Annotated in this window: 22 protein-coding genes; 7 read left to right on the top strand and 15 right to left on the bottom strand. The window is 68.0% G+C overall.

The annotated features are described in order from the left end of the window. Positions 1-5: 5 nt before the first annotated feature. From VJ673_RS12755 to VJ673_RS12720, 8 genes are all read right to left on the bottom strand, one after another. Positions 6-617 carry a glutathione S-transferase gene (locus tag VJ673_RS12755; RefSeq protein WP_324126485.1) on the bottom strand — a complete coding sequence of 204 codons (612 nt, stop codon included), beginning with the start codon at positions 615-617 and terminating at the stop codon, positions 6-8. 28 nt (positions 618-645) lie between these two features. Continuing rightward, positions 646-1,293 (bottom strand): alpha/beta hydrolase, encoded by a 648-nt coding sequence (locus tag VJ673_RS12750; RefSeq protein WP_324126484.1) that lies wholly within the window; start codon positions 1,291-1,293, stop codon positions 646-648. Beyond that, positions 1,290-1,610: a (2Fe-2S) ferredoxin domain-containing protein gene (locus VJ673_RS12745; RefSeq protein WP_324126483.1), complete on the bottom strand. Its 321-nt coding sequence runs from the start codon at positions 1,608-1,610 to the stop codon at positions 1,290-1,292. Before VJ673_RS12745 ends, VJ673_RS12750 begins: the two co-directional genes overlap by 4 nt. A gap of 61 nt (positions 1,611-1,671) precedes the next feature. Next, complete coding sequence (locus tag VJ673_RS12740; protein WP_324126482.1) at positions 1,672-2,760, bottom strand: VanZ family protein; 1,089 nt, start codon at positions 2,758-2,760, stop codon at positions 1,672-1,674. Between the two features lie 106 nt (positions 2,761-2,866). Then, complete coding sequence (ubiT, locus tag VJ673_RS12735; protein WP_324126481.1) at positions 2,867-3,376, bottom strand: ubiquinone anaerobic biosynthesis accessory factor UbiT; 510 nt, start codon at positions 3,374-3,376, stop codon at positions 2,867-2,869. A gap of 23 nt (positions 3,377-3,399) precedes the next feature. Continuing rightward, positions 3,400-4,296: a U32 family peptidase gene (locus VJ673_RS12730; RefSeq protein WP_324126480.1), complete on the bottom strand. Its 897-nt coding sequence runs from the start codon at positions 4,294-4,296 to the stop codon at positions 3,400-3,402. Positions 4,297-4,304: 8 nt separating this feature from the next. Continuing rightward, positions 4,305-5,318 carry a ubiquinone anaerobic biosynthesis protein UbiU gene (ubiU, locus tag VJ673_RS12725; RefSeq protein WP_324126479.1) on the bottom strand — a complete coding sequence of 338 codons (1,014 nt, stop codon included), beginning with the start codon at positions 5,316-5,318 and terminating at the stop codon, positions 4,305-4,307. 96 nt (positions 5,319-5,414) lie between these two features. Further along, positions 5,415-6,236, bottom strand: coding sequence for an ABC transporter substrate-binding protein (locus VJ673_RS12720; protein WP_324126478.1), 822 nt, complete (start codon positions 6,234-6,236; stop codon positions 5,415-5,417). A 349-nt stretch (positions 6,237-6,585) separates the two neighbouring features. Between VJ673_RS12720 and VJ673_RS12715 the strand changes: the two genes are divergently transcribed. The 3 genes from VJ673_RS12715 (at position 6,586) to VJ673_RS12705 (ending at position 10,946) form a co-directional block, all read left to right on the top strand. Continuing rightward, positions 6,586-7,203 (top strand): TetR/AcrR family transcriptional regulator, encoded by a 618-nt coding sequence (locus VJ673_RS12715; protein WP_324126477.1) that lies wholly within the window; start codon positions 6,586-6,588, stop codon positions 7,201-7,203. Beyond that, the gene (locus tag VJ673_RS12710; protein WP_324126476.1) at positions 7,200-9,731 is read left to right on the top strand and encodes a PEP/pyruvate-binding domain-containing protein; all 2,532 of its coding nucleotides are present in this window, start codon (positions 7,200-7,202) and stop codon (positions 9,729-9,731) included. Before VJ673_RS12715 ends, VJ673_RS12710 begins: the two co-directional genes overlap by 4 nt. 111 nt (positions 9,732-9,842) lie before the next feature. Next, positions 9,843-10,946 carry a substrate-binding domain-containing protein gene (locus tag VJ673_RS12705; protein WP_324126475.1) on the top strand — a complete coding sequence of 368 codons (1,104 nt, stop codon included), beginning with the start codon at positions 9,843-9,845 and terminating at the stop codon, positions 10,944-10,946. Positions 10,947-10,952: 6 nt separating this feature from the next. Here the strand turns inward: VJ673_RS12705 and VJ673_RS12700 are convergent, their stop codons facing one another. The 7 genes from VJ673_RS12700 to ubiB all read right to left on the bottom strand — a co-directional run bounded on the left by VJ673_RS12700 (position 10,953) and on the right by ubiB (position 21,419). Further along, positions 10,953-11,948 carry an XdhC family protein gene (locus VJ673_RS12700; RefSeq protein ID WP_324126474.1) on the bottom strand — a complete coding sequence of 332 codons (996 nt, stop codon included), beginning with the start codon at positions 11,946-11,948 and terminating at the stop codon, positions 10,953-10,955. 1 nt (position 11,949) lies between these two features. Beyond that, positions 11,950-12,936 (bottom strand): 4-hydroxybenzoyl-CoA reductase subunit beta, encoded by a 987-nt coding sequence (gene hcrB / locus VJ673_RS12695; protein ID WP_324126473.1) that lies wholly within the window; start codon positions 12,934-12,936, stop codon positions 11,950-11,952. Then, complete coding sequence (gene hcrA, locus VJ673_RS12690) at positions 12,936-15,323, bottom strand: 4-hydroxybenzoyl-CoA reductase subunit alpha (RefSeq protein ID WP_324126472.1); 2,388 nt, start codon at positions 15,321-15,323, stop codon at positions 12,936-12,938. Before hcrA ends, hcrB begins: the two co-directional genes overlap by 1 nt. Continuing rightward, positions 15,320-15,796 carry a 4-hydroxybenzoyl-CoA reductase subunit gamma gene (gene hcrC, locus VJ673_RS12685; protein ID WP_324126471.1) on the bottom strand — a complete coding sequence of 159 codons (477 nt, stop codon included), beginning with the start codon at positions 15,794-15,796 and terminating at the stop codon, positions 15,320-15,322. The genes hcrA and hcrC overlap by 4 nt, the downstream gene beginning before the upstream one ends. A 215-nt stretch (positions 15,797-16,011) precedes the next feature. Next, the gene (locus tag VJ673_RS12680; RefSeq protein WP_324126470.1) at positions 16,012-17,502 is read right to left on the bottom strand and encodes a high affinity choline transporter 1; all 1,491 of its coding nucleotides are present in this window, start codon (positions 17,500-17,502) and stop codon (positions 16,012-16,014) included. Positions 17,503-17,646: 144 nt separating this feature from the next. Next, positions 17,647-19,800, bottom strand: a complete 2,154-nt coding sequence (rocD, locus tag VJ673_RS12675; protein ID WP_324126469.1) for an ornithine--oxo-acid transaminase — start codon at positions 19,798-19,800, stop codon at positions 17,647-17,649. An 89-nt stretch (positions 19,801-19,889) separates the two neighbouring features. Next, positions 19,890-21,419, bottom strand: a complete 1,530-nt coding sequence (gene ubiB, locus VJ673_RS12670) for a ubiquinone biosynthesis regulatory protein kinase UbiB (protein WP_324126468.1) — start codon at positions 21,417-21,419, stop codon at positions 19,890-19,892. 124 nt (positions 21,420-21,543) lie between these two features. Between ubiB and argS the strand changes: the two genes are divergently transcribed. From argS to VJ673_RS12650, 4 genes are all read left to right on the top strand, one after another. Beyond that, a complete protein-coding gene (gene argS, locus VJ673_RS12665) occupies positions 21,544-23,307 on the top strand; it encodes an arginine--tRNA ligase (protein WP_324126467.1) in 1,764 nt (587 codons plus the stop codon). 30 nt (positions 23,308-23,337) lie between these two features. Then, positions 23,338-23,916, top strand: a complete 579-nt coding sequence (locus VJ673_RS12660; protein WP_324126466.1) for an SPOR domain-containing protein — start codon at positions 23,338-23,340, stop codon at positions 23,914-23,916. Positions 23,917-24,009: 93 nt separating this feature from the next. Beyond that, positions 24,010-24,645 (top strand): thiol:disulfide interchange protein DsbA/DsbL, encoded by a 636-nt coding sequence (locus VJ673_RS12655; protein WP_324126465.1) that lies wholly within the window; start codon positions 24,010-24,012, stop codon positions 24,643-24,645. Beyond that, positions 24,642-25,433, top strand: coding sequence for an SDR family oxidoreductase (locus VJ673_RS12650; protein WP_324126519.1), 792 nt, complete (start codon positions 24,642-24,644; stop codon positions 25,431-25,433). Before VJ673_RS12655 ends, VJ673_RS12650 begins: the two co-directional genes overlap by 4 nt. The last annotated feature ends 75 nt before the right edge of the window (positions 25,434-25,508 follow it).

The raw sequence follows: 25,508 nt of genomic DNA, 5'->3' as shown, positions 1-25,508 counted from the left end.
GATGTTCAGCTGACCGGCGGTTTCGTCGTTGCGAAGCTCGGGCGCGCGAACATGTGCGCGGCGAGTGCCGCCAGCGCCGGGTGGGCACTGCGCCATTCGTGATCCGGGAAACGCAGGTCGAGATAGCCGAGCGCGACCGCGACCGAGATGTCGGCGAGGCTCATCGTGTCGCCGTGCATCCACTCGCGGCTCGCGGCACGCCTTTCGAGTTCGTCGACGCTGCGGTCGACCTTCTCGATCTGGCGGTCGATCTCCATGTCGCTGCGCTGACCGGTCGGGCGGCGCGATTCGAGCACGGCGAGCACCGCCGCATCGATCAGGCCGTCGGCGAGCGCTTCGATCTGGCGCACGCGCACGGCCTGCAGCGGATCCTTCGGGAGCAGTGGCAGGCCGCTGTCCAGGGTCTCGATATAGGCTGCGATCACCGGCGAATCGAAGAAGGTTTCGCCGTCATCCGTGACCAGCGCCGGCACCTTGCCGAGCGGGTTCACGGTCGGGATGCGGGTGTTCGCCTCCCACGGCGAATCGACCACGAGTTCGAACGGCAGGCCTTTCTCGGCGAGCAGGATGCGGATCTTGCGTGCGTACGGACTGGTGAGCGAGGCGAACAGCTTCATGCAGAACTCCTGTGTGGGGACGGGCCGCTCAGAGCGGGTCCCAGTGGCGGGTGATGATGTCGCGGATGATGTGCAGCTTGCCGTGGAAGAAGTGATCGGCGCCGGGCACGACGACCACGGGCAGCTCCTGCGGCCGCGCCCAGTCGAGCACGTTCGCGAGCGCGACGGTCTCATCGACTTCGCCGTGGATCAGGAGCGTGCCCTTCGGTACCGGACCGGTCGGGTAGCTGCGCGCGCCGGTCACTTCGCCCGCGGCGGTGCCGACGAGCACGACGCGATGCGGCGCCATCACGCCCTCGCCCAGGCGGGCCGCGACGCGCGTCTGCACGTAGGCGCCGAACGAGAAGCCGCCGAGCGCGAGCGGCAGGCAGCCCCAGCGCGACTGCGCCCACGCGATCACCGACAGCATGTCCTCGGTCTCGGCGACGCCGTGATCGTGCTTGCCTTCGCTCTTGCCGACGCCGCGGAAGTTCGGGCGTACGACCGCGTAGCCCAGCTCGCGGAAGCTGCGGGCGAGCGTGTGGGCGATCTTGTTGGTGTTCGCGCCGCTGAAGAGCGGGTGCGGGTGACACACCAGCGCAATGCCGCGCACGTGCTCGGGCGTGTCGATCAGCGCATCGATGGCGCCGTCCGGCCCGCGCAGCAGCACGGATTCGGTGGGGGCGGGGCGGTTCATGGGTTATCCGGGAGACGCAGGCGGGTCACGATGCGGCCATGGACGAGATGCTCCTGGATGATCTCCTCGATGTCCTCCTGATCGACGTAGGTGTACCAGACGTTGTCCGGGTACACGACGAGCACGGGGCCCTCGTCGCAGCGGTCGAGGCAGCCCGCCTTGTTGATGCGGATCTTGCCGCGGCCCTTGAGGCCGAGCGCGCGGATGCGATCCTTGGCATAGGTCTGCATCGCACTCGCCTTGTGGTCGTTGCAGCAGGTGTCGCCGGGTTCGCGCTGGTTGCAGCAGAAGAAAACGTGGTGCTTGAAATAGCTCATTCAGGGGCTCCGCATGGCCGGACCGGCGCGCCGCCGCTCCGTATCCGGCCGATTATAGCCGTCAGCCGCCCGGCCGCTTCGCGAGATGCTCGCCGCGCCACAGGCCCACCGCTGACAGGTAGGCGAGCGCGGCGAAGGGCCACAGGCTTGCCGTCAATTGGGTGAGTCCGTGGAAATTGAGGAAGTTCCCCTGCAAGAGCAGGCGGTGGCCGGCCTGGAAGTAGGGGTTGTCGGGCAGCAGGTTCGTGAGGCTCGTCGCCGCGAGCATCGCCATGCCCGCCATCGCGTGCTGGAAGACGCGCGGCAGCACCAGCGTCGCCGCGAGCGCAGGCAGTCCATAGAGCAGGCCGCGCTGCGTGCCCGGCGTGAGCCACAGCAGCGGCGCGCCCGGGTCGAAGAAGGACGCCGTCGCGAGCGTCTTGGCACCGAGCCCGAGTACGAGGAGGAGCGCGATCGCCGGCAGGCTGACGCTGGGCATCATGCAGCGCGCGAAGAGGCCGACGCCGACGAGCGTGATCGCGACCTGCATCGCCTCGAGCAGGATGAAGCGTTCGACTTCGAAATGCAGCGGTGTCGGCAGCCCCAAGAGCTGGCGCAGGTCGCCGCTGACGAAGAGCACCCTGTCCGGCGTGAGCTGCGCCAGCAGCCACAGCGCGAGCAGGATCAGGCCGAAGTCGCCGATATGCCCGGGGATGATGCGTAGCGTGCGCCAGCGGTGAAGCCAGCCGCGTTCGTCGAAGAGCGGATGTCCCCACCACGCGCCGAAGATCGCACCGACCAGCCCACCGAGCGTGTTGGAGCCGAGATCGACGTTCGAGGAGACGCGCGTCGGCAGGAAGTTCTGCGTGACTTCCATCGTAAAGCTGAGAGTCGCGGCGATCAGCGTTGCGACGGCAATGTCGCCGACGCGCCCGAATCGCTGCGGCAGCGCCGGCGCGAGCACAAAGCCGAAGGGCAGGAAGCCCAGCACGTTGAGGACGATGTCCGCACTGCGGTAGTACTTCGGCCACGGGGCGGTGAGGAAATCGAGCAGCGGCAGCCCGGTGACGCGCCAGCCGGTGAGCGGGTGGAGGCAGGCGTAGACGATCAGCAGCCCGTAGGCGATCGTCAGGGTGCGCGGCAGGGAAGAAACGGCACGCGCGGGAGGCATCGGCGGTCCGGGCGGTTGGGGAAGGCCCGATTTTACCGCGTCAGGCGCTCCCACCGGGCTTTCGGCGGCGTCGCAGCAGGCGCGCGACGCCGTCGCACGACCGCTTTCAGCTACCGATCGCGATGCGCGAGTGCTCGCTCGCGCGGCGCGAGGTCGGGAGGAAGCGGCTCAGGACCTTTGCCGGCGCGTATTCCTTGACGAGCGCGTCCCAGTCGACGGCGTCGAGCGTGTTCTTGACGAGCAGGCCGAGGTCGGTCGCACCTTCCATCAGCAGGCGGCGGCCGAAGAACAGCGTGTCGGCGTCCTCTTCGCGCAGTGCGAGCGCGATGTAGTCGCGCACGTTGGCGGTCAGTGTCAGGTCCGGCGTGCCCGAGCCCGACAGCGCGGAGAAGCCACGGGGCCCCAGCGTGAAGTCGAGCGTCAGGCCGGCGTCACGGACGCACATGCGCAGATGGCGACCGGTCAGGGGTTCGAGGTCGTCGCGCGACAGCACGCGGCCGAGCGCGAGGTTCAGCGCGGTCGTCAGCACGAGGGTGGGCGGGCGTTGCGGCAGGCGGGCGGCGAGACGTGCCAGCGGCGCGGGCAGCGTGAAGGCCGGGAGGCGGAATGAGCTCATCGGTCGGGCTCCAAGGGTGCGGTTCAGGATTTGACGAATTGTTCGACGCCGGGACGGCCGTGCCAGAAGCCGTTGCACGGGGCTTCGACCATCCATTCGGCACTGCGGCGCAGGGCGTCCTGCGGCGACACTTCGTCGGCGACGGCGTCGCGGAAGAGCTTCAGCACTTCGACGGTGTTGTCGCCCTGCGGGCTCACGCGCAGCACCTGCGCCGCGCGGCGCACTGAGGCGAGGTCGCCGAGCAGGTTATGCACGCGCGCCGACTGCGTCTGCACGCCGTTGAGCGTCAGGAAGGGCTCGCCTTCGCGCGTGCGCAGCACGAGGCCGTCTTTCATGCCGAGGCAGCGGAACTCGCAGGTGTCCTTCTGCAGGTTGTAATGGCGGGCGGTGAAGCAGCGTGCCGAGTGCGCGAGCGGCAGCCGGCCCCAGGCGAGGACTTCGGTTTCGATCGCCGGCGCGCCGCTGGCGAGGAGCTCGGTGAGCACTTCGCCCGACATCTCGGGCGGCGCCATCCAGCGCGTTGCACCCGATTCGGCCATCAGCGACAGCGTCTGCGGATTGAAGATGTTGAGCGTCGGACCGGCGATCCAGTCGCGGCGGCCAGCGGTGGAGAGCAGGTGCACGGCCGACATGTCGTTGGCCTCGACGCGGAACTCGGCCTTCGCGACGATGCGGCGCAGGGCCTTGAGGTCCGATTCGGATTCGATCAGCGCCTGCGAGGACATGACGACTTCCTTGCCGGCGGCGGCGAGTATCTCGCCGACTTCGAGCCAGTCGTCGAGGCGCAGTTCGTGGCGGCGCGAGCAGACGGTTTCGCCGAGATAGACGATGTCGGCGGCGCTTTCGGCGATCTGGGCGTAGAAGTCGAGGGTCGACTGGCGCGACCAGTAGTACAGCAGGGGTCCAAGAGCGATTTTCATCGGGGTCATCACTTCCACGGCCGGTAGTACGCGCCGAGCGTGTGGCTGCGGCCTTCGGAGACTTTGTCGAGCTCGGCGATCCAGGCCGGCTGCACGGTGAAGCTGTCGGCGTCGCGCATCACGCGGTCGAGCGCCTCGCGCCACACGCGCGTGACCTGGCCGGTGTAGGCGGGGCTGCGCTGGCGGCCTTCGATCTTGATCGCGCGCACGCCAGCGCGGGCGAGCTCGGGCAGCAGTTCCAGCGTGTTGAGGCTGGTCGGCTCCTCGATCGCGTAGTAGGTCTCGCCGTTCACGTCGAAGCGGCCCTTGCACAGCGTCGGGTAGCCGGCGCGTTCGCCGTCGGCGAAGCGGTCGATGAGGATGCCGTTGAGGCGCGTTTCCATGCCCTGCGGAGTCTGTTCCCAGCGCACGTGCTTGCCCGGCGAACAGGCGCCGTTGCAGTTCGGCGATTCGCCGGTGGCGTAGGCCGACAGCGCGCAGCGGCCTTCGACCATCACGCACAGGCCGCCGAAACCGAAGACTTCGATCTCGACCTTGGTGTTGGCGATGACGTGCTCGACCTGCGGCAGCGACAGCACGCGCGGCAGCACGGCGCGCTGGATGCCGAAGCGGTCAGCGTAGAAATTGATCGCCTCGTAGCTGGTGGCCGAACCCTGCACCGAGAGGTGCAGGCGCAGGTCCGGGTGGGTCTTGCGCGCGTAGGCCATCAGGCCGGGGTCGGCGACGATGATCGCGTCGATGCCGAGGTCGGCGGCGCGGTCGACGGCGGCGGTCCAGCCCGCCCAGTTGCTCGCCTGCGGGTAGGTGTTGAGCGCGAGCAGTACCTTGCGCTTGCGGTCATGGGCGTAGCGCACGCCCTCGGTCATCTGTTTGGCGTCGAAATTGAGGCCGGTGAAGTTGCGCGCGTTGGTCGCGTCCTTGAAGCCGAGATAGACACAATCGGCACCATGGTCGACGGCCGTCTTGAGCGCCGGCAGGCTTCCTGCCGGGCAGACGAGTTCGATTTTGGTATGGGAGGTCATGGCCGGGGTCGGGGAAAAAAGCTCCGCAACCATAGTGCGAGTCGTCCTGTCCCGCGTTGACGGCGGTCAAGGGGCCGGCCCGGCCGAGGTGCTTGCTTACTTTGCGGCGTTGGGGAAGAAGAGCTGTTCGCCGCCGATCTTGTAGTCGGCGATGGCCTTCTGGCCGACGGGCGAGACGAGCCAGTCGATGAACTGCTGGCCGAGTTCGCGCTTGACGTGCGGGTGCTTGGCCGGATTGACGAGGATCACGCCGTACTGGTTGAAGAGCCGCTTGTCGCCTTCGACCGCGATCACGAGATCCTGGCGGTTCTTGAAGGACAGCCAGGTGCCGCGGTCGGCGAGGATGTAGGCGCCGAGCGAGGCGGCCATATTGAGCGCCGGGCCCATGCCGGAGCCGGAATCGCGGTACCACGGCCCCTTCGCCTGTTCGATGTCGATGCCGGCGATCTTCCACAGGCGGAGCTCCGCGGCGTGCGTGCCGCTCTTGTCGCCGCGCGACACGAAGGGCGCCTTCGCAGCCTCGACCTTCTTGAGCGCCTCGACGATGTCGTGGCCGCCGGCGACCTTCGCGGGATCGCTCTTCGGCCCGACGAGGATGAAGTCGTTGTACATCACCTCCTTGCGCTCGACGCCCCAGCCTTCGGCGACGAATTTCTCCTCGGCCGCCCGGTCGTGCACGAAGACGACGTCGGCGTCGCCGCGGCGCGCGGTATCCAGCGCCTGCCCGGTGCCGAGCGCGACAACGCGCACCTTGATGCCGGACTGCTGCTCGAAGATCGGCAGCAGATAGCCGAAGAGGCCGGACTGCTCGGTTGAGGTCGTCGAGGCGACGGTGATGAATTTGTCGTCGGCGTGGGCGCCGGCGAGCCCGAGCACGCAGGCCAGGGTGATCAGCAGTGAGCGGAAGGGACGAGCCATGGAGAGTCTCCGTGAAATTCTTGTGGATCGGCGCAGGCGGTGACCGCAGCGAAAGCCGCGTCTGCGCAGGGTTTTACCAAAGCGGCGGCCGGCCGACCAGTGCGATGCGGAAAGGATGGCGACAACTTCGGCAATCGTTTGCATAAGTCTTCCGCGTGCCGTCCTCGCTTTGCTGGGATACCTAATGCAACGGCGTGGGACCTTCGAACGATTCGAATCTGCCCGGCGCTCGTGTTTCTCCTGACAAAAGTCCCAAGCATTTTTTGTTCGAGCTTTTTCGCACAGCCTTGCGGGGAAAACGTGAACGACGTACGATAATGAACGTCGTTCATTTTTAAGAGGCGGCATCATGTCCAGCCCTCCGATTGCCGACGGTCGCCGGGAGCGCAAGCGCCTGCAGACCATCGAGCATCTTGTCCACACTGCCTTCGGGCTCTTTGCCGAGCACGGCTACGACAAGGTCACGATGGAGCAGATCGCGGCCCGTGCCGACGTCGCGAAGGGCACGCTGTACAAGCATTTCCCGGTGAAGGAGGCGCTCGTCAGGCATCGCTTCCACGTCGAGCTCGCCGCGGCTGCGCCCGGGCTGCTTCAAGAGCTGCAAGCCTTGCCGGACTGCGTGTCGCGCTTGCGTGCGCTCATGCACGCGTCGGCTGCGTTCTCCGAACGTCGTCGGGAATACCTCGGCCCCTACCTGCACTATCGGCTGAGCGAGCCGGTGGACACGCTGGGGCGCGACAACCGCAGCGGTCTCGATCAGATCTATGCGCGGCTGTTGACGCAGGGGCAGGCGAGCGGCGAGATCACCGACGCGATGCCCGCGCAGCATCTCGCCGACCATCTGCAGTTCCTGCACCTGGGCGTGCTGCTGCGCTGGCAGTGCGAGCCGGAAACCTCGCTCGCGTCGGCCTTCGACACGATGCTGGCGCTCTTCCTCGACGGCGCGCGGGCGCGGAGAGCGACATGAGTGCCGATCCGGTCCTGATCCTCGACTTTGCCGCGGCGGCCGAGGCCGGTCCCGCCGTCGCAGGCGGAAAAGGCGCGCAACTCGGGCGCCTCATGCGTTACGGCTTCCCCGTGCCCGACGGTTTTGTGATTTCGACCTTCGCAGCCAGGTTCGCGATGGCAGGCGAGGGCGACGCGGCGCGTGCCGCGGGTGACGATCCTCACGCGCTCGCAGCGGTACGCGCCCGGATCGAATCGGCGTCGCTGCCGCCGGGGCTCAAGGACGTCCTCCACGCTGAACTTCGCCGTCGCGGCTGGGAAGAGGTGGCGCTTGCGGTTCGTTCGTCGGCGCCGATGGAGGACTCGGGGCGGGCGTCCTTTGCCGGCATCTACCGCAGCGAATTGGATGTCCTCGGCTTCGACGCTGTCGCGGCGGCCGTGAAAGCCGTGTGGGCCTCGTTGTGGACGCCGCAGGCGGTGGCCTATCGCGGGCGGGTCGGCGTGGCGGAGGCCGCGATGGCGGTCGTCGTGATGCCGATGGTGAAAGCGATTGCCGGCGGTGTCGCGTTCAGTTGCGAGCCGACGAGCGGGCGCGACGACCAGGTTGCGATCAACGCCGTCGCGGGACTCGCGGACGGCCTTGTCGCGGGGCGCGAAAGCGGCGAGGAAATCATCCTCGAAGCGGATCCGGTGACCGAGGACTACCGCGTCCTGCGCCGGCGCGGTGTCTCGTCCGGGCTGACGGACGCGCGCGCGGTCGAACTCGCGCATCTCGTGCGCGAAACGGCCTTCGCACTGGATTACGCTGCGCCGTGGTTCGACATCGAATGGGTGTGGGACGGCGCGCGTTTCCACCTGGTGCAGGCGCGCCCGGTCACGGCACGGCCTTGGCATACCTATCCCGCGCTCGCCGGACAGACCCCGCTGTGGTCCAACGGCAACACGCGCGACGTCGCGCCGCATGTGATGACGGCCTGCGAATGGGTGACCTGCCGTCGCTGGGCGAACCAGCTGCTCGAACTGGGTTGGCGGATCGCCGGCTACCCGGTCTTGTCCGGCGCACAGCGCGCCGCGCTCTTCCAGGGACGGCTCTACCTGAACGCTTCATTCATCCAGTGGGAGGGCTATGACGCGTTCGGCATCGCCCCGGCGGCGATGAACCGGCTGCTCGGCGGCCATCATTCGGAGATCGTGGTGCCGCCTCCGAGCTTGCGCGACCGGGCCGTGCGGCTGGGCCGCATGCTGCGCTATCTCGCGAAGTCTGGCGGCCAGCGGCGACTCGGACGCCGACAGGTCGACGAGGCGCATGCAACATGCGCCGTCTGGCGCGCGGAGGATCTGAGCCGGCTGAGCAACGCGGAGCTGTCGCGGCGGATCGCGTCGCTGGGGCTGCATTACCGTCGGCAGGACGGACTGATCTTCCTGCAGGGATCGAGCGGCGGCACGCTGTCGATGCTGCTCGATCTGATCGAACGCTATCTGCCGGGTGAATCGCACGCGCTGGCGGCGGCCTTGATGGCGGGTGGCGAACCGAGCGTCACGGCGCGCCAAGCCTACGAGCTGCAGACGCTTGCGGCGACCGCGTCTGTGGATCCGGACGTCGCGGCATGGCTGCGCAGCGACTCGGATGCGTGGCAGGACCTGTCGGAGGACGATCCCTTCCGCCGCGACTTCGCCGATTTTCTCGAGCGCTACGGCCATCGCGGCATCTACGAGTCCTATCTGCGCAATCCCCGTTGGCGCGACCATCCCGCCTACCTGCTGCGGCAGATCGCCGGGCTGATGGACTGCGATCCGGCTGCGATGCGGGCGCGGCAGGCGGAGGCGCGGGAGGCCGCCTGCGAGCGTCTCGCGGGAAAGATGCCTTTCTGGGCCCGCCGCTGGGCCGAAGCGCTCGCACGCACGGCGACGCGCGAATGCAACGACCGCGAAGCCGCACGCAGCGCCTTCACCGCCTACGGCGAGGTCGCCCGGCGCCTGCTGCTGGAAGCCGGCCGACGGCTCGTCGCGAGTGCGGACCTCGTGGCTGCGGAAGACATCTTCCACCTGACGCCGCCGGAGTTCGACGCGGCGCTCGCCGGGCAGCTCACGGGGGCGCCGCTGCGAAACCGCGTCGCAGACCGGCAGCGTCTGTGCACGGAATGGGAGGCGAACCCGGCGCCGGATGTCGTCGTGGAGGGCGCTAGCGCCTCCGTGGCTGCCGCCGCCGCCCCAGGGGGCGCTCGTCACGGCGACTGGCGTGGCACGGCGGTGGGCGCCGGTCTTGCCGCGGGTCCGGCCCGCCCGGTTCGCAGCCCCGAAGAAGGCGGGCGCCTGGCACCGGGCGATATCCTCGTCGCGCCCTCGACCGATCCGGCATGGACGCCGCTTTTCCTGAAGGCGGGCGGGCTCGTGATGGAGACCGGCGGCTACCTGTCGCACGGCGCGATCGTCGCGCGCGAATTTGCGATTCCGGCGGTCGTGAACTTGCCCGGAATCCTGGACGAGATCGGCGACGGCGCCCGGGTTGAGGTCGACGGGCGGCGCGGGACCGTGCGCCGCATCGGCTGAAGCGAAGGCGGTCAGGCTTGGGTCCATGTGTGTGGAATATTTCAGATCGGATTAGGCAAGCTGCAGCAGGACGGGAAATCTCCGCCGGCGATTTTCGGTTAAGCTTTTGGAATGAGCGTGAAACTCGATTACTGCTTCGTTCCGGGGGCTGCCGATGCGCTGCCGGAGCGGGTATTGCAGTTGCAGAATCCGCTTCTCGCGATGCTCGACGCGATCCACATGCACGGAACGCTGGGCAAGGCGGCGACCGAGCTGGAGGTGTCCTACCGTCACCTGTGGGGCGAGTTGAAGCGTTATGAGGCGAGCTTCGGGCAGGCACTGGTCGTCGGCGGTCAGGGACGGGCCGCCCAGTTGTCCGAGTTTGGCGAGCGCCTTTTGTGGGCCGAGAAGCGCATCCTCGCGCGGATGCTGCCGCAAGCCGAAAGCCTCGCCGCCCAGCTCGACCGCGAGCTGCTGCTGGCGGTCGATCCGAGCCTGCAGGTGCTGCCGGTCTGCGCGAGTCACGATCTGCTGTTTTCCGGCTTGCGCGACGCGCTGTGGCGTACGGCCGGCGTGTTGCTCGACGTCGATTACGTCGGCTGCACCCAGGCGCTCGAACGCCTGAATGCGGGCGCCTGCGTGCTTGCCGGCGTGCATCTGCCGTTCGAGGACGAAGAACTGTCCAGGCGCGGATCGCGAATCCAGCTCGCGCTGGGGCCAGAGTTGCGGCTCGGCGTGCACAAACTGATCCGCCTGATGGGCCGCGAGCAGGGCCTGATGGTGCGCCAGGACAACCCGCTCGACATCGCGTCGCTCGCCGACCTCACCCGGCCCGATGTCATCTTCGTGAACCGGCCCCGGGGATCGGGCACGCGTCTGATCCTCGACGAACTGCTCGCGCGGGAGGGCATCGCCCCGCAGCGGATCACCGGCTATGTGACCGAGGAGGCGACGCACCTCTCGGTGGCTGCGAGTGTCGCGGCGGGACTCGCCAACTGCGGTTTCGGGCTGCGCGCCGCGGCCGATTCCTTCCGCCTCGGTTTCGTGCCGCTCGTGCGCGAACAGTATTGCCTGGTGTGCCTGAAGGACGCGCTCGACAGCGAGCCCGTGAGGGTCGTGCTCGACTTCCTGCGCAGTCCCTCCTTCCGCCTCCTCGTCGAGACGCTGCCGGGCCATGACACCGAAGGCGCCGGCGAGATCGTGTCGTTGCGGCGCACCTTGCCCTGGTACAAGTAGCGCCGCTCACGCGAGCGTCGGGCAGGCCTCCGTGGACGTCGGGATGCGTTCCGCGGCCGCCGCGAGGACGACGCCGTTCCGCCGTGCCGTGATGTCCGCGAGGATCGCGAGTGCGATCTCTGGCGGCGTGCGTGCGCCCATGGCCAGTCCCACGGGGCCGTGCAGGCGGTCGACGTCGGCATCGCTCAGATCGAAAAGCTTCAGCCGCTCGCGTCGTCGTTCGCTGTTCGCACGCGAGCCAATCGCGCCGATGTAGAAGGCGTTGGTCTTCAGCGCGTCGATCAGCGCGAGGTCGTCGAGTTTGGGGTCGTGCGTCGCGCCAATGATCACGGTGCGGCGGTCGGGACGCATCGCGATCACCGCGTCGTCGGGCATCTCGGTCGTGATCGTCGCCCCGGGGACGGTCCAGCTGTCGCGATATTCCTCGCGCGGCTCGGAGATCGTGACCTGATAGTCGAGCGCGAGCGCGAACTCGGCGAGATAGCGCGAGAGCTGGCCCGCGCCGATGATCAGCATGCGCCAGCGCGGGCCGAAGGCGGACACCAAGGTCCGCCCGTCGAAGACGACGGCGGCGTCGGGCACGTCGCCGAGGAGGTCGACCGCACCGGTCGCGAGATCCAGGCTGCGTGCGACCATCTCGCCGCGCTCGATCGCAGCCAGCGTCTCGGCGAGCCGGTTGCCAGGGCCGACCGGCTCCAGCACGAGCTCCAGTTTGCCACCGCAGGGCAGGCCGAAGCGGCGCGTCTGCTCGGCGGTGATGCCGTAGGTGACGTGCTCGGGGACGGTCGGACGTTCGGCCCGCAGCCGGTCGAGGAGGTCGTCCTCGATGCAGCCGCCGGACACCGAGCCGACGAGCCGCCCGTCACCGGCGATCGCGAGGAGCGCCCCTTCCGGTCGCGGCGACGAGCCCCAGGTGCGCACGACGGTCGCGAGCGTGACCGGAATGCCGGCCTCGCTCCAGACTACGGCCTGGCGCAGGACTTCGAGGTTCACGCTGTCCATGTCAGGCTCCTTTCGCTTCGTCCCACAAGCGGCGGATGAGGCGTTTTGCGAGCACGGGCGTGGCGCGGCGGCGGTAGGGGACGCTCACGAGCGTCGTCTCCATCGGCTGCGTGCCGCGCTTGATCGCGCGTTCGATAGCCGCGACGGCCGCATCGTCGAGCGGCTGGCCGACGAGCTCGTCGAGTCCCGCGAGGAATTCCGGACGCGAGGACACGCCTGTGCAGGCAATGCGCAGCTCCGCGATTGCATCGCCCGCTCGCCGCAGCACGACGGCGACACCCGCGAGCGGGAAGTCGATCGCCCCGCGCACGCGCAGCTTTTCGTAGGCGCTTGAGCGACCGGAGACGAGCGGCACCGTCACCGCGACGAGGAGTTCGTCTGCGCCGAGGGCGAGCCACTTCATGCCGTCATCGACGTAGAACTCCTCGAGCGGCAGCCGGCGCAAGCCCTGGGGGCCGAGGATCTCGACTTCGGCGCCGAGCGCGAGCAGCGCCGGCGCGACATCGCCGCTGAAGGCCGCGTAGCAGCGGTTCGACTTCGGCGCGACGCGGCAGGTGTCGCCGTCGAGCTTCATGCAGAACTGATTGGCGGCGCGCCAGTGCTCGCTCTGGTTGAAGTACTGGCAGCGGGTTTCGAGGCACAGGTTGCCGCCGAGCGTCGCGGCGACCCGGTGCGTCGGTCCGGCGACGGCGAGTGCGGCCTGGGCGAGCGCGGGCAGGCGCTCGCGCACCAGCGCATCGCCCGCGACGGTCGCAAGCGAGACGCCGGCGCCGATGCGCAGGCGCGCGCCGTCCTGGCGCATCTCGCGGATCTCGCCGACGGCGGACAGGTCGATCAGCACCTCCGCGCCGACGAGCCCGCGACGCATGTTCGGCAGCAGGTCGGTGCCGCCGGCGATGAAGCGGCTCGCGGGATGTTCGGCGCGCAGGCGCACCGCATCGGCGGCACTCGCGGGCCGGAAGAAACGGAATTCGGACAGCGCGCCCATCAGGCTTCTCCTTTCGCGGTAGCCGTTGAATTTGCCGCGGCAGCGGCGGCCTTAGGTTTGCGATTCAGTGCGTCAAAGACGCGGTCCGGCGTGAAAGGCGTCTGTTGGATGCGCGCCCCGGTCGCGTCCTCGACCGCGGCCGCGAGCGCGGACATGAAGCCCGACAGCGGCCCTTCGCTGGCCTCCTTCGCGCCGAAGGGGCCGTTCGGGTCGATGCTCTCGACGATATGCACGTCGATCTCGGGCGACTCCGCCATTGTCGGCACGCGGTAGTCGAGGAGGTTCGCGGCCTTGTGGCGGCCGTTCTCGTACACCGTTTCCTCCGAGAGCGCCTGCCCCATGCCCATCCACACCGCGCCCTGCACCTGGCCTTCGACCGACATCGGGTTCAGCGCGAAGCCGCAGTCGATCGCGGCCCACACCTTCTCGATCGTCACCTGACCGAGCTCGGTGTCGACGCTGACTTCGACGACCTGTGCTGCGTACGAGAAGCCCATCGTCGAGCCGACGGCGCCGCCGCGCTGCTTACCGCCCTGGAATTCTGGCGGACAGGTGAAGGTGCCTTTTGCGGTGATCGTGCCGGTCGCAACCAAGGCCTCTTCGACGACGTCCGCGAAGGGAATTTGACGCGCGGGGTCGCCCGCGACCGCCGCCGCCTCGCCGAGCCAGTCCACTTCAGCCTCGCTCACGCCGAGCCGCTTCGCCGCCGCCGTCACGAGCACGCGCTTCAGATTCTGCGCAGCATCCAGCGCCGCATTGCCGACCATGTAGGTCACGCGCGACGAGTAGGAGCCGTTGTCCTTCGGCGTGATCGCCGAGTCGTTGGCGATCAGGCGTATGCGCGAGTAATCGATACCGAGTACTTCGGCAACGACCTGTGTGATGATCGTCGACGACCCTTGTCCGATGTCGGACGCGCCGGTCAGGATCGTCACGCTCGCGTCGAAATCGACCTTCAGCATGATCACCGCGTGCGGCTCGCCCGACCAATGCACCGGTTTTGCCGAGCCGCTGACGAAGTGCGAACAGGCCATGCCGAGGCCGCGCTTCACCGGTCCGTCGCCGCGCAGTTGGCCGCGACGCTCGCGCCAGCCCGACGCCTCCTCGACCCAGTCGAGGCACTCGGGCAAGCCGTAGCTCGTCACCTTCAGTCCGTTGATCGTCTCGGTCGGCGCCTTCAGCAGGTTCCTGCGGCGCACCGCGATCGGATCGAGTCCCAGTTCGCCCGCCATCGTGTCGAGCAGCGATTCGAAGGCGAAGCGCGCATTCACTGTGCCGTGGCCGCGCATTGCGCCGCAGGCCGGCGTGTTCGCATAGACGCGATAGCCGTCGTATTTGACCGCCGGGATGTCGTAGAGGCCGTTCAGCAGCGCCCCGGCGTACAGGATCGTCACGAGCCCGTAACCGCCGTACGCGCCGCCACGCTGCACGACTTCCGCCTGGCAGGCCGTGATGCGCCCGTCCTTTGTGAGGCCGAGCTTCATGCGGATCTCGCTTTCGGGCCGTCCGCGATGCGTCAGGAAGGTCTCCTCGCGCGTCTGCAGCAGCCGGACCTTGCCGCGCGCGGCGCGGGCGAGGAGCGCGCAGATCACCTCGAAGTTGAGCGCCTCGGTGCGATGCCCGAAGCCGCCGCCGACGAAGGGCTTGATGACGCGGATGTGTGCCGCTTCCATGTGCATGCAGCGCGCGAGCGTCAGATGCACGTAGTAGGGCACCTGGCTCACCGACCACAGCGTGAGATGTCCGCGCTGGTTGTCCCACTCCGCGAGCGCCGCGTTCGGTTCCATCATCGCGTGATGGACTTCGGCGCTCAGGTAGGTCTCCTCGCGCACGAGGTCCGCGGCCGCGAAGCCGGCGTCGACGTCGCCGAACGCGTTATGCACCTCGCGCTCGATGTTGCCCGGCTTGTTGTCGTGCAGCAGCACGGCGTCGGGCTTCCTCGCATCGGCGGCGGTGAAGTAGGCGGGAAGCTCCCTCACCTTCACGCGAATCAGCGCGATCGCGGCGTCGGCCGTAGCCTCGTCGACGGCCGCAACCGCCGCGATCGGATCGCCGTGGTAGCGCACCCGTCCGCGTGCGAGCGGGAATTCGTTTTGCGCGATCGGGATCACGCCATAGGGCATGTCACAGACATCGCCGGTGATTACCGCGCGTACACCTGGGAGCTTCTGCGCTTCGCTGATATCGACTTCCAGCAACTCCGCGTGCGCCCAGGAGCTGCGCAGGATGCGGCCGACGAGCGCACCAGCGGCGGGTAGGTCTGCCGTGTAGCGCGCCGCGCCGGTGACCTTTTCGACGCCATCGACGAAGGGGAGTCGCGCGCCGACGCCGCGCGGCTCGCCCGTGCCGCGTTCGATACGCGGCAGGCTGCGATCGGGGGCGTTCATGCCGTCACCCCCGCGCAAGCCGCGGCCGCCTCGACCGAATCGACGATCTTCACATAGCCCGTGCAGCGGCACAGGTTGCCCGCGAGCGCCGCGCGGATCTCGTCGCGCGAAGGCTGCGGAGTGCGCCGCAGCAACGCCTCGGCCGCCATGATCATGCCCGGCGTACAGAAGCCGCACTGCGTGCCGAGGTGTTCATGGAAGGCGCGCTGCAGCCGCGACAGGTTGCCTTCATGCGCGAGGCTCTCGATCGTCTCGATGCGCCGCCCCGCGACGCTGTGTGCGAGCGTGCTGCACGCGAGCCGCGGTTCGCCGTCGACGAGCACCGTGCACGCGCCGCATTCGCCGCCGTCGCAGCCCTGCTTCGTGCCGGTGAGCCCCAGCGTGTCGCGCAGGTAGTCGATCAGCAGCGCATTCCCGGCGACCGCGTCCTCACGCAACCGCCCATTTACCGTCAGTGTAAGCAGGGTCTTCACATGGCCTCCTTCGCCCGCTATTCCGCGCGTCCGACGCGGATGCGTGTCGTGATTCGTATTGTTTGACATCAAACAAATTAAATTAAAGCAATGTCGGACGCGTTTTGCAAATGGAAATTGCAACGGGGAAATGAAAATCGCCGCGGGGCGGGGAGCCCGGCGGCGATTCGAGGCGGCGCGGTCAGCGCCGGGAGGTGTGAGAAATGCGGGTTGGATCAGTGCTGATGGGGCGCAGATGCCACGTGATGGGTCTGCGCGGCGGCGTGGCCGTGACGTAGCATGTCGTGGATTTCATGATCGTGCGGGATCGCCTGCGGCAGCAGCGAACCGGCGACCATGCCGATCGCACTGGCGATCAGGCCGGCCAGCTGGGCGGGGATGAAGGGATCCTCGGGGCCGCCGATCAGCACCGTCAGCCAGGTGCTGACGCCGAAGAAGATCGACAGCAGCGCGCCCTGGTTCGTCGAGCGGCGCCAGTACACGCCGCACGCGAGCGGCACGAAGGCCATCACCAGCGTGATCTGGTAGGCGTTCTCGACCATTTTGAAGATGCTGGCCTTCGAATACATCGCATACAGCGTCACGAGCACCGTGAAGGACAGCGTCACGATACGCATCGTCAGCAGCATCTTGCGGTCGCTCATCTTGCCCATCATCGGCTTCAGCAGGTTCTCGGTGAAGGTCACCGAAGGCGCGAGTAGCGTCGCCGACGCGCAGCTCTTGATCGCCGACAGCAGCGCGCCGAAGAACATCACTTGCGCGAAGAGCGGCGCCTTGTCCATCACCAGACGCGGCAGGATCATCTGCGGGTCGGATTCGGTCAGTTCGGCGACCATCTCGGGGGTGATCAGCGTCGCCGAGTAGGCGAGGAACATCGGCACGAAGGCGAACACGAAGTACAGGCTGCCGCCGAGCACCGAGCCCCACACCGCGATCTTCTCGGTCTTCGACGACTGCACGCGCTGAAACACGTCCTGCTGCGGAATCGAGCCGAACATCATCGTGATCCACGCGGCAACGAAGCCGATGATCTCCTTCGCATCCATGGCCGGCCAGAACGCGAACTTGCCTTCCTCGGTGGCCTTCGCGATCACGACGTCGACGCCGCCGACCATGCCGCTCACTTCGCCGCCGATCCACAGCATGCCGAGCACGATCACGATCATCTGCAGGAAGTCGGTGATCGCCACCGCCCACATGCCGCCGAAAATCGTATAGATCAGGATCGTGCCCGAGCCGATCCACATCCCCGCGAGCCGGCTGATCTCGCCGCCCGACACGACGTTGAAGACGAGGCCCAGCGCGGTGATCTGCGCGCCGACCCAGCCGAGGTAGGAGATCACGATCGCGATCGTCGTCAGCGCCTCCGCGGTGCGGCCGAAACGCTTGCGGTAGAAATCGCCGATCGTCAGCAGGTTCATGCGATACAGCGGCGCCGCGAAGAACAGGCCGACGAGGATCAGGCACATCGACGAGCCGAAGGGATCGGACACGACGCCCGCGAGGCCGTCATTGAGGAAGGTCGCCGGGATGCCGAGCACGGTCTCGGAGCCGAACCACGTCGCGAACACGGTCGCGGTGACCATGTAGAAGGGCAGGTGGCGCCCCGCGACCGCGAAGTCCTTCGTCGTATGAACCCTGGTCGCGGCCCATAAGCCGATACCGACGGAAATGGCCCAGTAGGCGATGACGAACCAGAGCAGCATATACGTTGTCTTTTTAAGTGGTATGAAGAGAGGTCGCGGGGATCCAAAGCGGTTGAATTCGCGGGGAAATTCTAGCAATGAAACTCGCGCCGGAGGGGAGAAATTGCCCCCGGCGCGCGCACCATTGCGGTGCGGTAGAGTCGTTCAGGCTTGCAGCGGTTCGTGACGGCGGACGGCAGTGGCCGAGGCGAGCGTCTCGATGATGATGTCGGCCGCATGGTCGAGCGTGGCGTCGTCGATCACGAGCGGCGGCGCGAAGCGGATCACCGTGTGATGCGTGTCCTTCGTCGCGATGCCGTGGGCGAGCAGCAGTTCGGCCGCTTGCGGGGCCGGCAGGATCGCCGGGTCGAGCTCCACGCCGATCAGCAGCCCGCGCCCGCGCACGTCGCGCACGCAGGGCAGGCGCTTCTCGACGAAGCGCTTCATCAGGTGCTCACCCTGTCGGGCGGCGTTCTCCCATGGCCGCGTTTCCTGTAGCAGATCGAGCACTTCGAGCGCCACCGCCGCGCCGAGCGGATTGCCGCCGAAGGTCGAGCCGTGATCGCCGGGCTGGAATACGTCCATCACGCGCCCGTCGGCGAGGAAGGCCGACACCGGCAGCAGTCCCCCGCCGAGCGCCTTCCCGAGGATCAGGCCGTCCGGATGCACGCCTTCGTGGTCGCTCGCGAGCAGGCGTCCGGTGCGGCCGAGGCCCGTCTGGATCTCATCGACGATCAGCAGCACGTCGTGGCGCTTGCAGATCTCGGCGCAGCGCGCGAGATAGCCTTGCGGCGGCACGATGATCCCGCCTTCGCCCTGGATTGCCTCGACGAGGAAGGCCGCCGTGTCCGACGTGATCGCCGCTTCCAGCGCGGCCGAGTCGCCGTAGGGGACGCGCTTGAAACCCGGCGGGAAGGGGCCGAAGCCTTCGCGGTACTGCGGCTCCGAAGACATCCCGACGATCGTGATCGAGCGGCCGTGGAAGTTGCCCTCGCAGGCGATGATCTCGGCGCAGCCCGGGGCCACTCCCTTCACCGTGTAGGCCCATTTGCGTGCCGCCTTCAGCGCCGTTTCGACCGCCTCCAGCCCGGTGTTCACGGGCAGCACCCGCTCGTAGCCGAAGATCCCGCTCAGCCGTTCGAGCAGCAGCGGCAGACGGTCGTTGGAATATGCGCGGGAAGTCAGCGACAGGCGCTGCGCCTGGTCGATCAGCGCGCGCAGCAGGCGCGGGTTCGCGTGGCCGAAGCTCACCGCCGAGTAGGCGCTCATCATGTCGAGATAGCGCCGCCCCTCGACGTCCCACAGCCACACGCCTTCACCGCGATGGAAGACGACTGGCAGCGGCGAGTAATTGTGCGCGCCGAACTGGCGCTCCTTCGCGCGTAACAGATAGCTGCCGGGGCCGAGCGCGGCGGCGGCGAATTCGGCGATCCAGGTCGCGCCCTGGCCCGACGGATCGAGCGAAGGCACGTATTCGACGATCTCCAAGCCGGCGAAATCGCCACAGCTGCGCAGCGAACGCAGCGCGTCGCACAATTCGCTCGGCGCGATGCCCAACTCCTCCGGGCACAGCACGGCCGGGAATGCCGTCGGCTCGAGGACGTCGAGATCGATCGTGACGCCGAAGGCCGCCGTGCCCGCCTGTACGATCGCGAGCGCGTCGGCGAACACCGCAGTGAGCCCGCGTGAGCGCACCGAAAGGATGTCGAAGACCTTCACGCCGAGCCGCTGCAGGCGTTCCAGTTCCTCGGTTTCCCAGGCCCGTGCGCCGATGACGCAGACCTTGGCGGGATCGAAGGCCGGGCCTTCCATCGTGAGCGGCCCCGCGCCCTCGCCGAGCAGCGCCGCGAGCGGCATGCCGTGGATGTTGCCCGAATGCGTCGAGTGTTCGGTATGGCTGTCGAGGTGGGCGTCGATCCAGATCAGGCCGAGCGACCCGCGTGCCGCGACACGACGCGCGACGCCGCGCCAGGTGCCGATCGCGGTCGCATGATCGCCGCCGAGGATGAGCGGGAAGCTGTCGACGGGCAGCGCCGCCACGTGGTCCGCGACGCGGTGCGCGAGCTCGCCGACCGCCGCGAGGCGCTCGGCCATCTCGGCTCCCGCCGGTGGGATGCGGCGCGGCGTGATCGTCTCGTGCCAGTGTGCGGCAATGCCGAAGGCGTCGAGGCGACGAATCAGGTCGGCCGCCGATAGCGCGGCCGGAGCCGCGTCAGGACCAGCTGTGGGGGCGCCGAGCGCCGAGGCGACGCCGATCACGCTGACGCGCGTGTGGGGCGCGGCGTGGGGCGGCATGTGAAGCGGGGCCGAGTGCGTCATGGTCATCCTCCCAGCCCGCGCGCCGTGCGGGCGAATAACCGGTATGCGCCTTTAATTCGACGCAGCGCCGGTCCATTCGTTCGGGAGGATCAGGGGAAGAAGCGGAAATATTCCACAGCGGCGATACCGGCGAGCAGCAGCGTCAGCACGGCGAGGAGCCGGTTCTGCCACAGCTGCCCGACGCGCAGGCGTTCGATGTCCTCGCGCTGCGCCGCATGCTGGCGGGCCGGCTCGGACAGCGCGTGATGCACGAGCCGCGGCAGCTGCGGCAGCATCCCCGCCCAGCCCGGCGCCTCGTCGCGGAGGTTCTTCAGCATGCCGCGCCAGCCCATCTGCTCGTCCATCCAGCGCTCGAGGAAGGGCTTCGCCGTCTTCCACAGGTCGAGCTCGGGGTCGAGCTGGCGGCCCAGGCCCTCGATGTTGAGCAGCGTCTTCTGCAGCAGCACGAGCTGCGGCTGCACTTCCATCTCGAAGCGGCGCGCGGTCTGGAAAAGGCGCAGCAGCGTCTTGCCGAAGGAGATGTCCTTCAGCGGACGGTCGAAGATCGGCTCGCACACTGCGCGGATCGCGCCTTCGAACTCGTCGACGCGCGTCTTCGCGGGCACCCAGCCGGCTTCGATGTGGGCGCGCGCGACGCGGTTGTAGTCGCGCTTGAAGAAGGCGAGGAAATTCTGCGCAAGGTAGTTCTTGTCGACCTCGGTCAGCGTGCCGACGATGCCGAAGTCGAGCGCGATGTAGCGCCCGTCCGCATGCACGAAGATGTTGCCCGGGTGCATGTCGGCGTGGAAGAAGCCGTCGCGGAAGACCTGCGTGAAGAAGATCTCGACGCCCGCGCGCGACAGCGCCTTCAGGTCCGTGCCCTGCGCGCGCAACGCGTCGAGCTGCGAGATCGGCACGCCGTGCATGCGCTCCATCACCATCACCGACTTGCCGCACCAGTCCCAATGTACTTCGGGCACGACCAGTAGTTTCGAATCGGTGAAGTTGCGCCGCAGCTGCGAGCAGTTCGCCGCCTCGCGCATCAGGTCGAGTTCGTCGTGCAGGTACTTGCTGAATTCGGCGACCACTTCGCGCGGCTTCAGCCGGCGGCCCTCGACCCACAGCTTGTCGAGCATCATCGCCGCCGTCTCGAGCAGCGCGAGGTCGTGTTCGATGACGCGGTCGATGCCCGGGCGCAGGATCTTCACCGCGACCTCGGTCCCGTCGGGCAGCTCGGCGAAATGCACCTGCGCGACCGAGGCCGAGGCGACCGGCGTGCGCCCGAAATTGACGAAGACGTCGTCGACCGGCTTGCCGTAGAAGTCCTCCAGCACCTTCAGCGCCTGTTCGGTCGGGAAGGGCGGGACGCGGTCCTGCAGCAGCGCGAGTTCGTCGGCGAGATCAGGCGGCAGCAGATCGCGCCGCGTCGACAGCATCTGGCCGAACTTGACGAAGATCGGGCCGAGCGATTCGAGCGCGCGGCGCAGGCGCACTCCGCGGGACTCCTTCGGGTGGCGCCAGAAGAACACCGCGTGCCACAGCTGCACGAGCCGGCCCGTGGGATCGGCTTCGAGCACCATCTGGTCGAGCCCGTAGCGAAGGCCCACGGTGATGATCTTGGCGAGGCGGAACAGGCGCACGGGACGAGGCGAAGGAGGCAAAGGGACGACTTTAGCCCGAAAGCCGGTTGCGCGAAAGCCGCAATGCGCGGCCGAACGATGCCGATCCGTTATAATTCCCGGCTTTTACGCCACTCCGAGTGCCATGAGCGCCGATCCGAAAGTACTTCTTGCCGACCTGCTGCGCGCCGCGCTGAAGAGTGTCGCCCCCGACCTCGCCGATACCGCTATCCTGCTGGAGCGCCCCAAACAGGCCGGACACGGCGACTTCGCCACCAACCTTGCGCTGCAGCTCGCGAAGCCGCTGCGCCGCAGCCCGCGCGATCTCGCGAACATGCTGCTCGCGGAACTGCCCGCCTCGAAGCTCGTCGCGAAGACCGAAGTCGCCGGCGCCGGCTTCATCAATTTCACGCTCAACGCCGGCGCCAAGACCGCCGTCGTCGGCGAAGTACTCGCACGTGGAGCCGAGTTTGGCCGCGGCGTGCGCCGCGGCACCAAGGTGCAGGTCGAATTCGTGTCGGCGAACCCGACCGGCCCGCTGCACGTCGGCCACGGCCGCGGCGCGGCCTACGGGGCGTCGCTCTCCTCGGTGCTGGAGTTCGCCGGTTGCGAGGTCACCCGCGAGTACTACATCAACGACGCAGGCCGGCAGATGGACATCCTCGCGCTGTCGACCTGGCTGCGCTACCTCGCGCAGTTCGGCATCGAGATCGACTTCCCGCCGAACGCCTACCAGGGCGGCTACGTGATCGAGATGGCGAAGGAGCTGCGCGAAGGCCATCAGGACCGCTTCGCCAAGGTTTCCGCCGCGCAGATCCTCGAAGGCGCCCCCGGCCTGCCCGCCGCCGAGCGCAAGGACGACGAGGCGAAGAACCAGCGTGAAGAGCACCTCGACGTGCTGATCGCCAACGCCAAGCGCCTGCTCGGCGAGGACTACCACTGGGTGCACGGCTTCGCGCTCAACGAGCAGCTGGGCGACGGTCGCGAGGACCTCGAAGAGTTCGGCGTGCATTTCGACAAGTGGTTCTCCGAGAAGAGCCTGTTCGACACGGGACTGGTCGAGCGTGCGGTCACCGAGCTCGAAAAGCACGGCCACATCTATATGCAGGACGGCGCCAAGTGGTTCCGCTCGACCGCCTTCGGCGACGAGAAGGACCGCGTCGTGCAGCGCGACAACGGCCTCTACACCTACTTCGCGTCGGACATCGCCTACCACCTGAACAAGTACGAGCGCGGCTTCGACCGCATCATCGACATCTGGGGCGCAGACCACCACGGCTACATCCCGCGCGTGAAGGGTGCGCTCGCCGCGCTCGGCCTGCCGCCCGAGAAGCTCGAAGTGTCGCTGGTGCAATTCGCCGTGCTGTACCGGAACGGCCAGAAGGCGTCGATGTCGACCCGTTCAGGCGAGTTCGTCACGCTGCGCGACCTGCGCCGCGAAGTCGGCAACGATGCCTGTCGCTTCTTCTACGTGCTGCGGAAGAGCGACCAGCATCTCGACTTCGACCTCGATCTCGCCAAGAGCCAGAGCAACGAGAACCCGGTGTATTACGTCCAGTACGCGCATGCCCGCGTGTGTTCGGTGCTGCAGCAATGGGGCGGCGACGTCGCCCAGCTGCCGGCGGCCGATCTCGCCCGCCTCGAGAACGAGCGCGAGCTCGCACTGTGCGCGCGCCTCGGCATCTTCCCGGAACTCATCCAGAACGCTGCCGCCGACTACGCGCCGCATCAGATCGCCTTCTACCTGAAGGATCTCGCCGGCGAGTTCCACAGCTGGTACAACGCCGAGCGCATGCTCGTCGAGGACGAGGGCCTGCGGCTCGCGCGCCTCGCGCTCGCCGCGGCGATCCGCCAGGTGCTCGTCACCGGCCTCGCGCTGCTCGGCGTGTCCGCGCCGCAATCGATGTAATTGCAGTCGCTGTAATTTTCGGAGAATGCCGTGAGTCGTGACCACAAGCCCCGCCAGCAAAGCCGTCAACCCGCGAAGAGCCGCGGCGGCGTTCTCGTGGGGATCTTCATCGGGCTGGTGCTGGGAGCGCTGTTCGCGGCCGCGGCCGCGTGGTACTTCACACGCAAGTCTCCGTTCCAGGTGCCGCAGTCGCCCGCGCCGGTCGCGAGCCGCCCGCAGGCCGTGGAGCCGCCGCCTCCAGCCTCGCTGCCGGGCAAGCCGGGCGATCGCCCGGTCCAGAAGCCGGACTTCGAGTTCTACAAGATCCTGCCGCAGGGCGAGGGCGCGCCGACCGAGTCGCGCCCCGCTCCGCAGGCCGCTCCCGCCGTCGCCGAAAAGCTCTACCTGCAGGTGGGGGCCTTCGAGAACCCGGCGGAGGCGGACAACCTCAAGGCGAAGCTCGCGCTCAACGGCATCGAGGCTAGCGTGCAACGGGCGCAGATCCCCGATGGACGCACGGTGCATCGCGTGCGCGTCGGCCCCTTCACGAAGCCTGAAGACATGAATCCCGTGCGCACGCGGCTCAACGAGGCGGGCGTCACGGCGAGCGTCGTGAAGGCCAATCCTTGATCGTTTGTCATCGCTGCGATATTTATCTGAGCTCGACGGAACCTGCAGCGGCGGCCGCCGTCTGAGTTCCGTCCATACATTCCGGAGCATTGCATGAATCGTCGTGTCGCACTGAAGCAGCTTTCCGCGCTGGCCGCGCTGTCCCTCGTCGGCGGCGTGAGCCATGCCCAGCAAGAGCAGTTCAAGACCCTGTCGGCGAAGATCCCGACCGAAGCGCCGGGCAAGGTCGAGGTGATCGAGTTCTTCTCCTATGGCTGCCCCCACTGCAACGACTTCGAACCGCTGCTGAGCCGCTGGTCGAAGGCGCTGCCGGCCGACGTGAATTTCATGAAGGTGCCGGTCACCTTCAACCGCCAGCAATGGACGGTGCTCGCCCGCCTGTACTACACGCTCGAGGCGATGGGCGAAGCGAACAAGCTGAGCCCGGCCGTGTTCGCCGCGATCCACGAGCAGCACCGCAAGCTCGACCAGGAAGACGGGCTCTTCGAGTGGGTCGGCAGCGTCACCGACGCCAAGCGCTTCACCGAGACCTACAAGTCCTTCGGCGTGCAGTCGCGCCTGCAGCGTGCGACCCAACTCGCCGCGGCCTACCGCGTGGACGGCGTGCCGATGATGGCGGTCGATGGCCGCTTCGTGACCTCTGCGTCGCAGACCGGCGGCTACGACCAGATGCTGAAGGTTGTCGATCAGCTGATCGCCCGCTCGCGCACCGAAAAGGGCCGCAGCTGAGCGGCTCGTCGCGCGCAGGCTCCGGTCTGCGCGTCTTCCTGACCGGCGCCTCCAGCGGCCTGGGCGAAGCCTTCGCCCGGCATTACGCGCAGCGCGGCGCAAGCCTCGGGCTCGTCGCGCGGCGCGGTGACGCGCTCGCCGGGCTCACGGCCTCCCTGCCAGGAGAGCATCTGGCCTTGCCCGCCGACGTCGGCGATGCAGCGGCGCTTGCCGCCGCAGCCGAGGCTTATATCGCGCGCTTCGGCGTGCCCGACATCGTCATCGCCAACGCCGGCGTCTCGGTCGGCACCCTGACCGAATACCCCGAAGACCTCTCCGCCTTCGACCGCGTGCTGCGCACCAACGTCAGCGGCATGGTCGCGAGCTTCCAGCCTTTCGTCGCGGCGATGCGCGAGCGCGGTGCTGGGCGGCTCGTCGGCATCGCGTCGGTCGCGGGCATTCGCGGCCTGCCTGGTGCGGGCGCCTATAGCGCATCGAAGGCCGCCGCGATCGCCTATCTCGAAAGCCTGCGGGTCGAACTGCACGGTACGGGCGTGCGCGTCGTGACGCTCGCGCCCGGCTACATCGAGACGCCGATGACCGCGATCAACCCCTATCCGATGCCCTTCATCCTGCCGGCCGCGGAGGCCGCGCGCCGGATGGCGAAGATCATCGACGCCGGCCGCGGCTACGCTGTCGTGCCGTGGCAGATGGGCGTCGTCGCGCGCTTGCTGCGCGTGCTGCCGAACCCGGTCTTCGACGCCGTGTTCGCACGCGCCGGCCGCAAGCCGCGCGGGCTGCCGCTCTGAGCTGACCGCTCGCCGGCGGCGAGCAGGCCGCTGCGCGTGTCGTGGGCCACCGACAATCGTCGCTGCTCATTTATG

The sequence above is a fragment of the Aromatoleum sp. genome, assembly GCF_035254505.1.
GTDB lineage: Bacteria > Pseudomonadota > Gammaproteobacteria > Burkholderiales > Rhodocyclaceae > Aromatoleum.
This window is presented reverse-complemented; position numbering and strand designations above follow the sequence as displayed.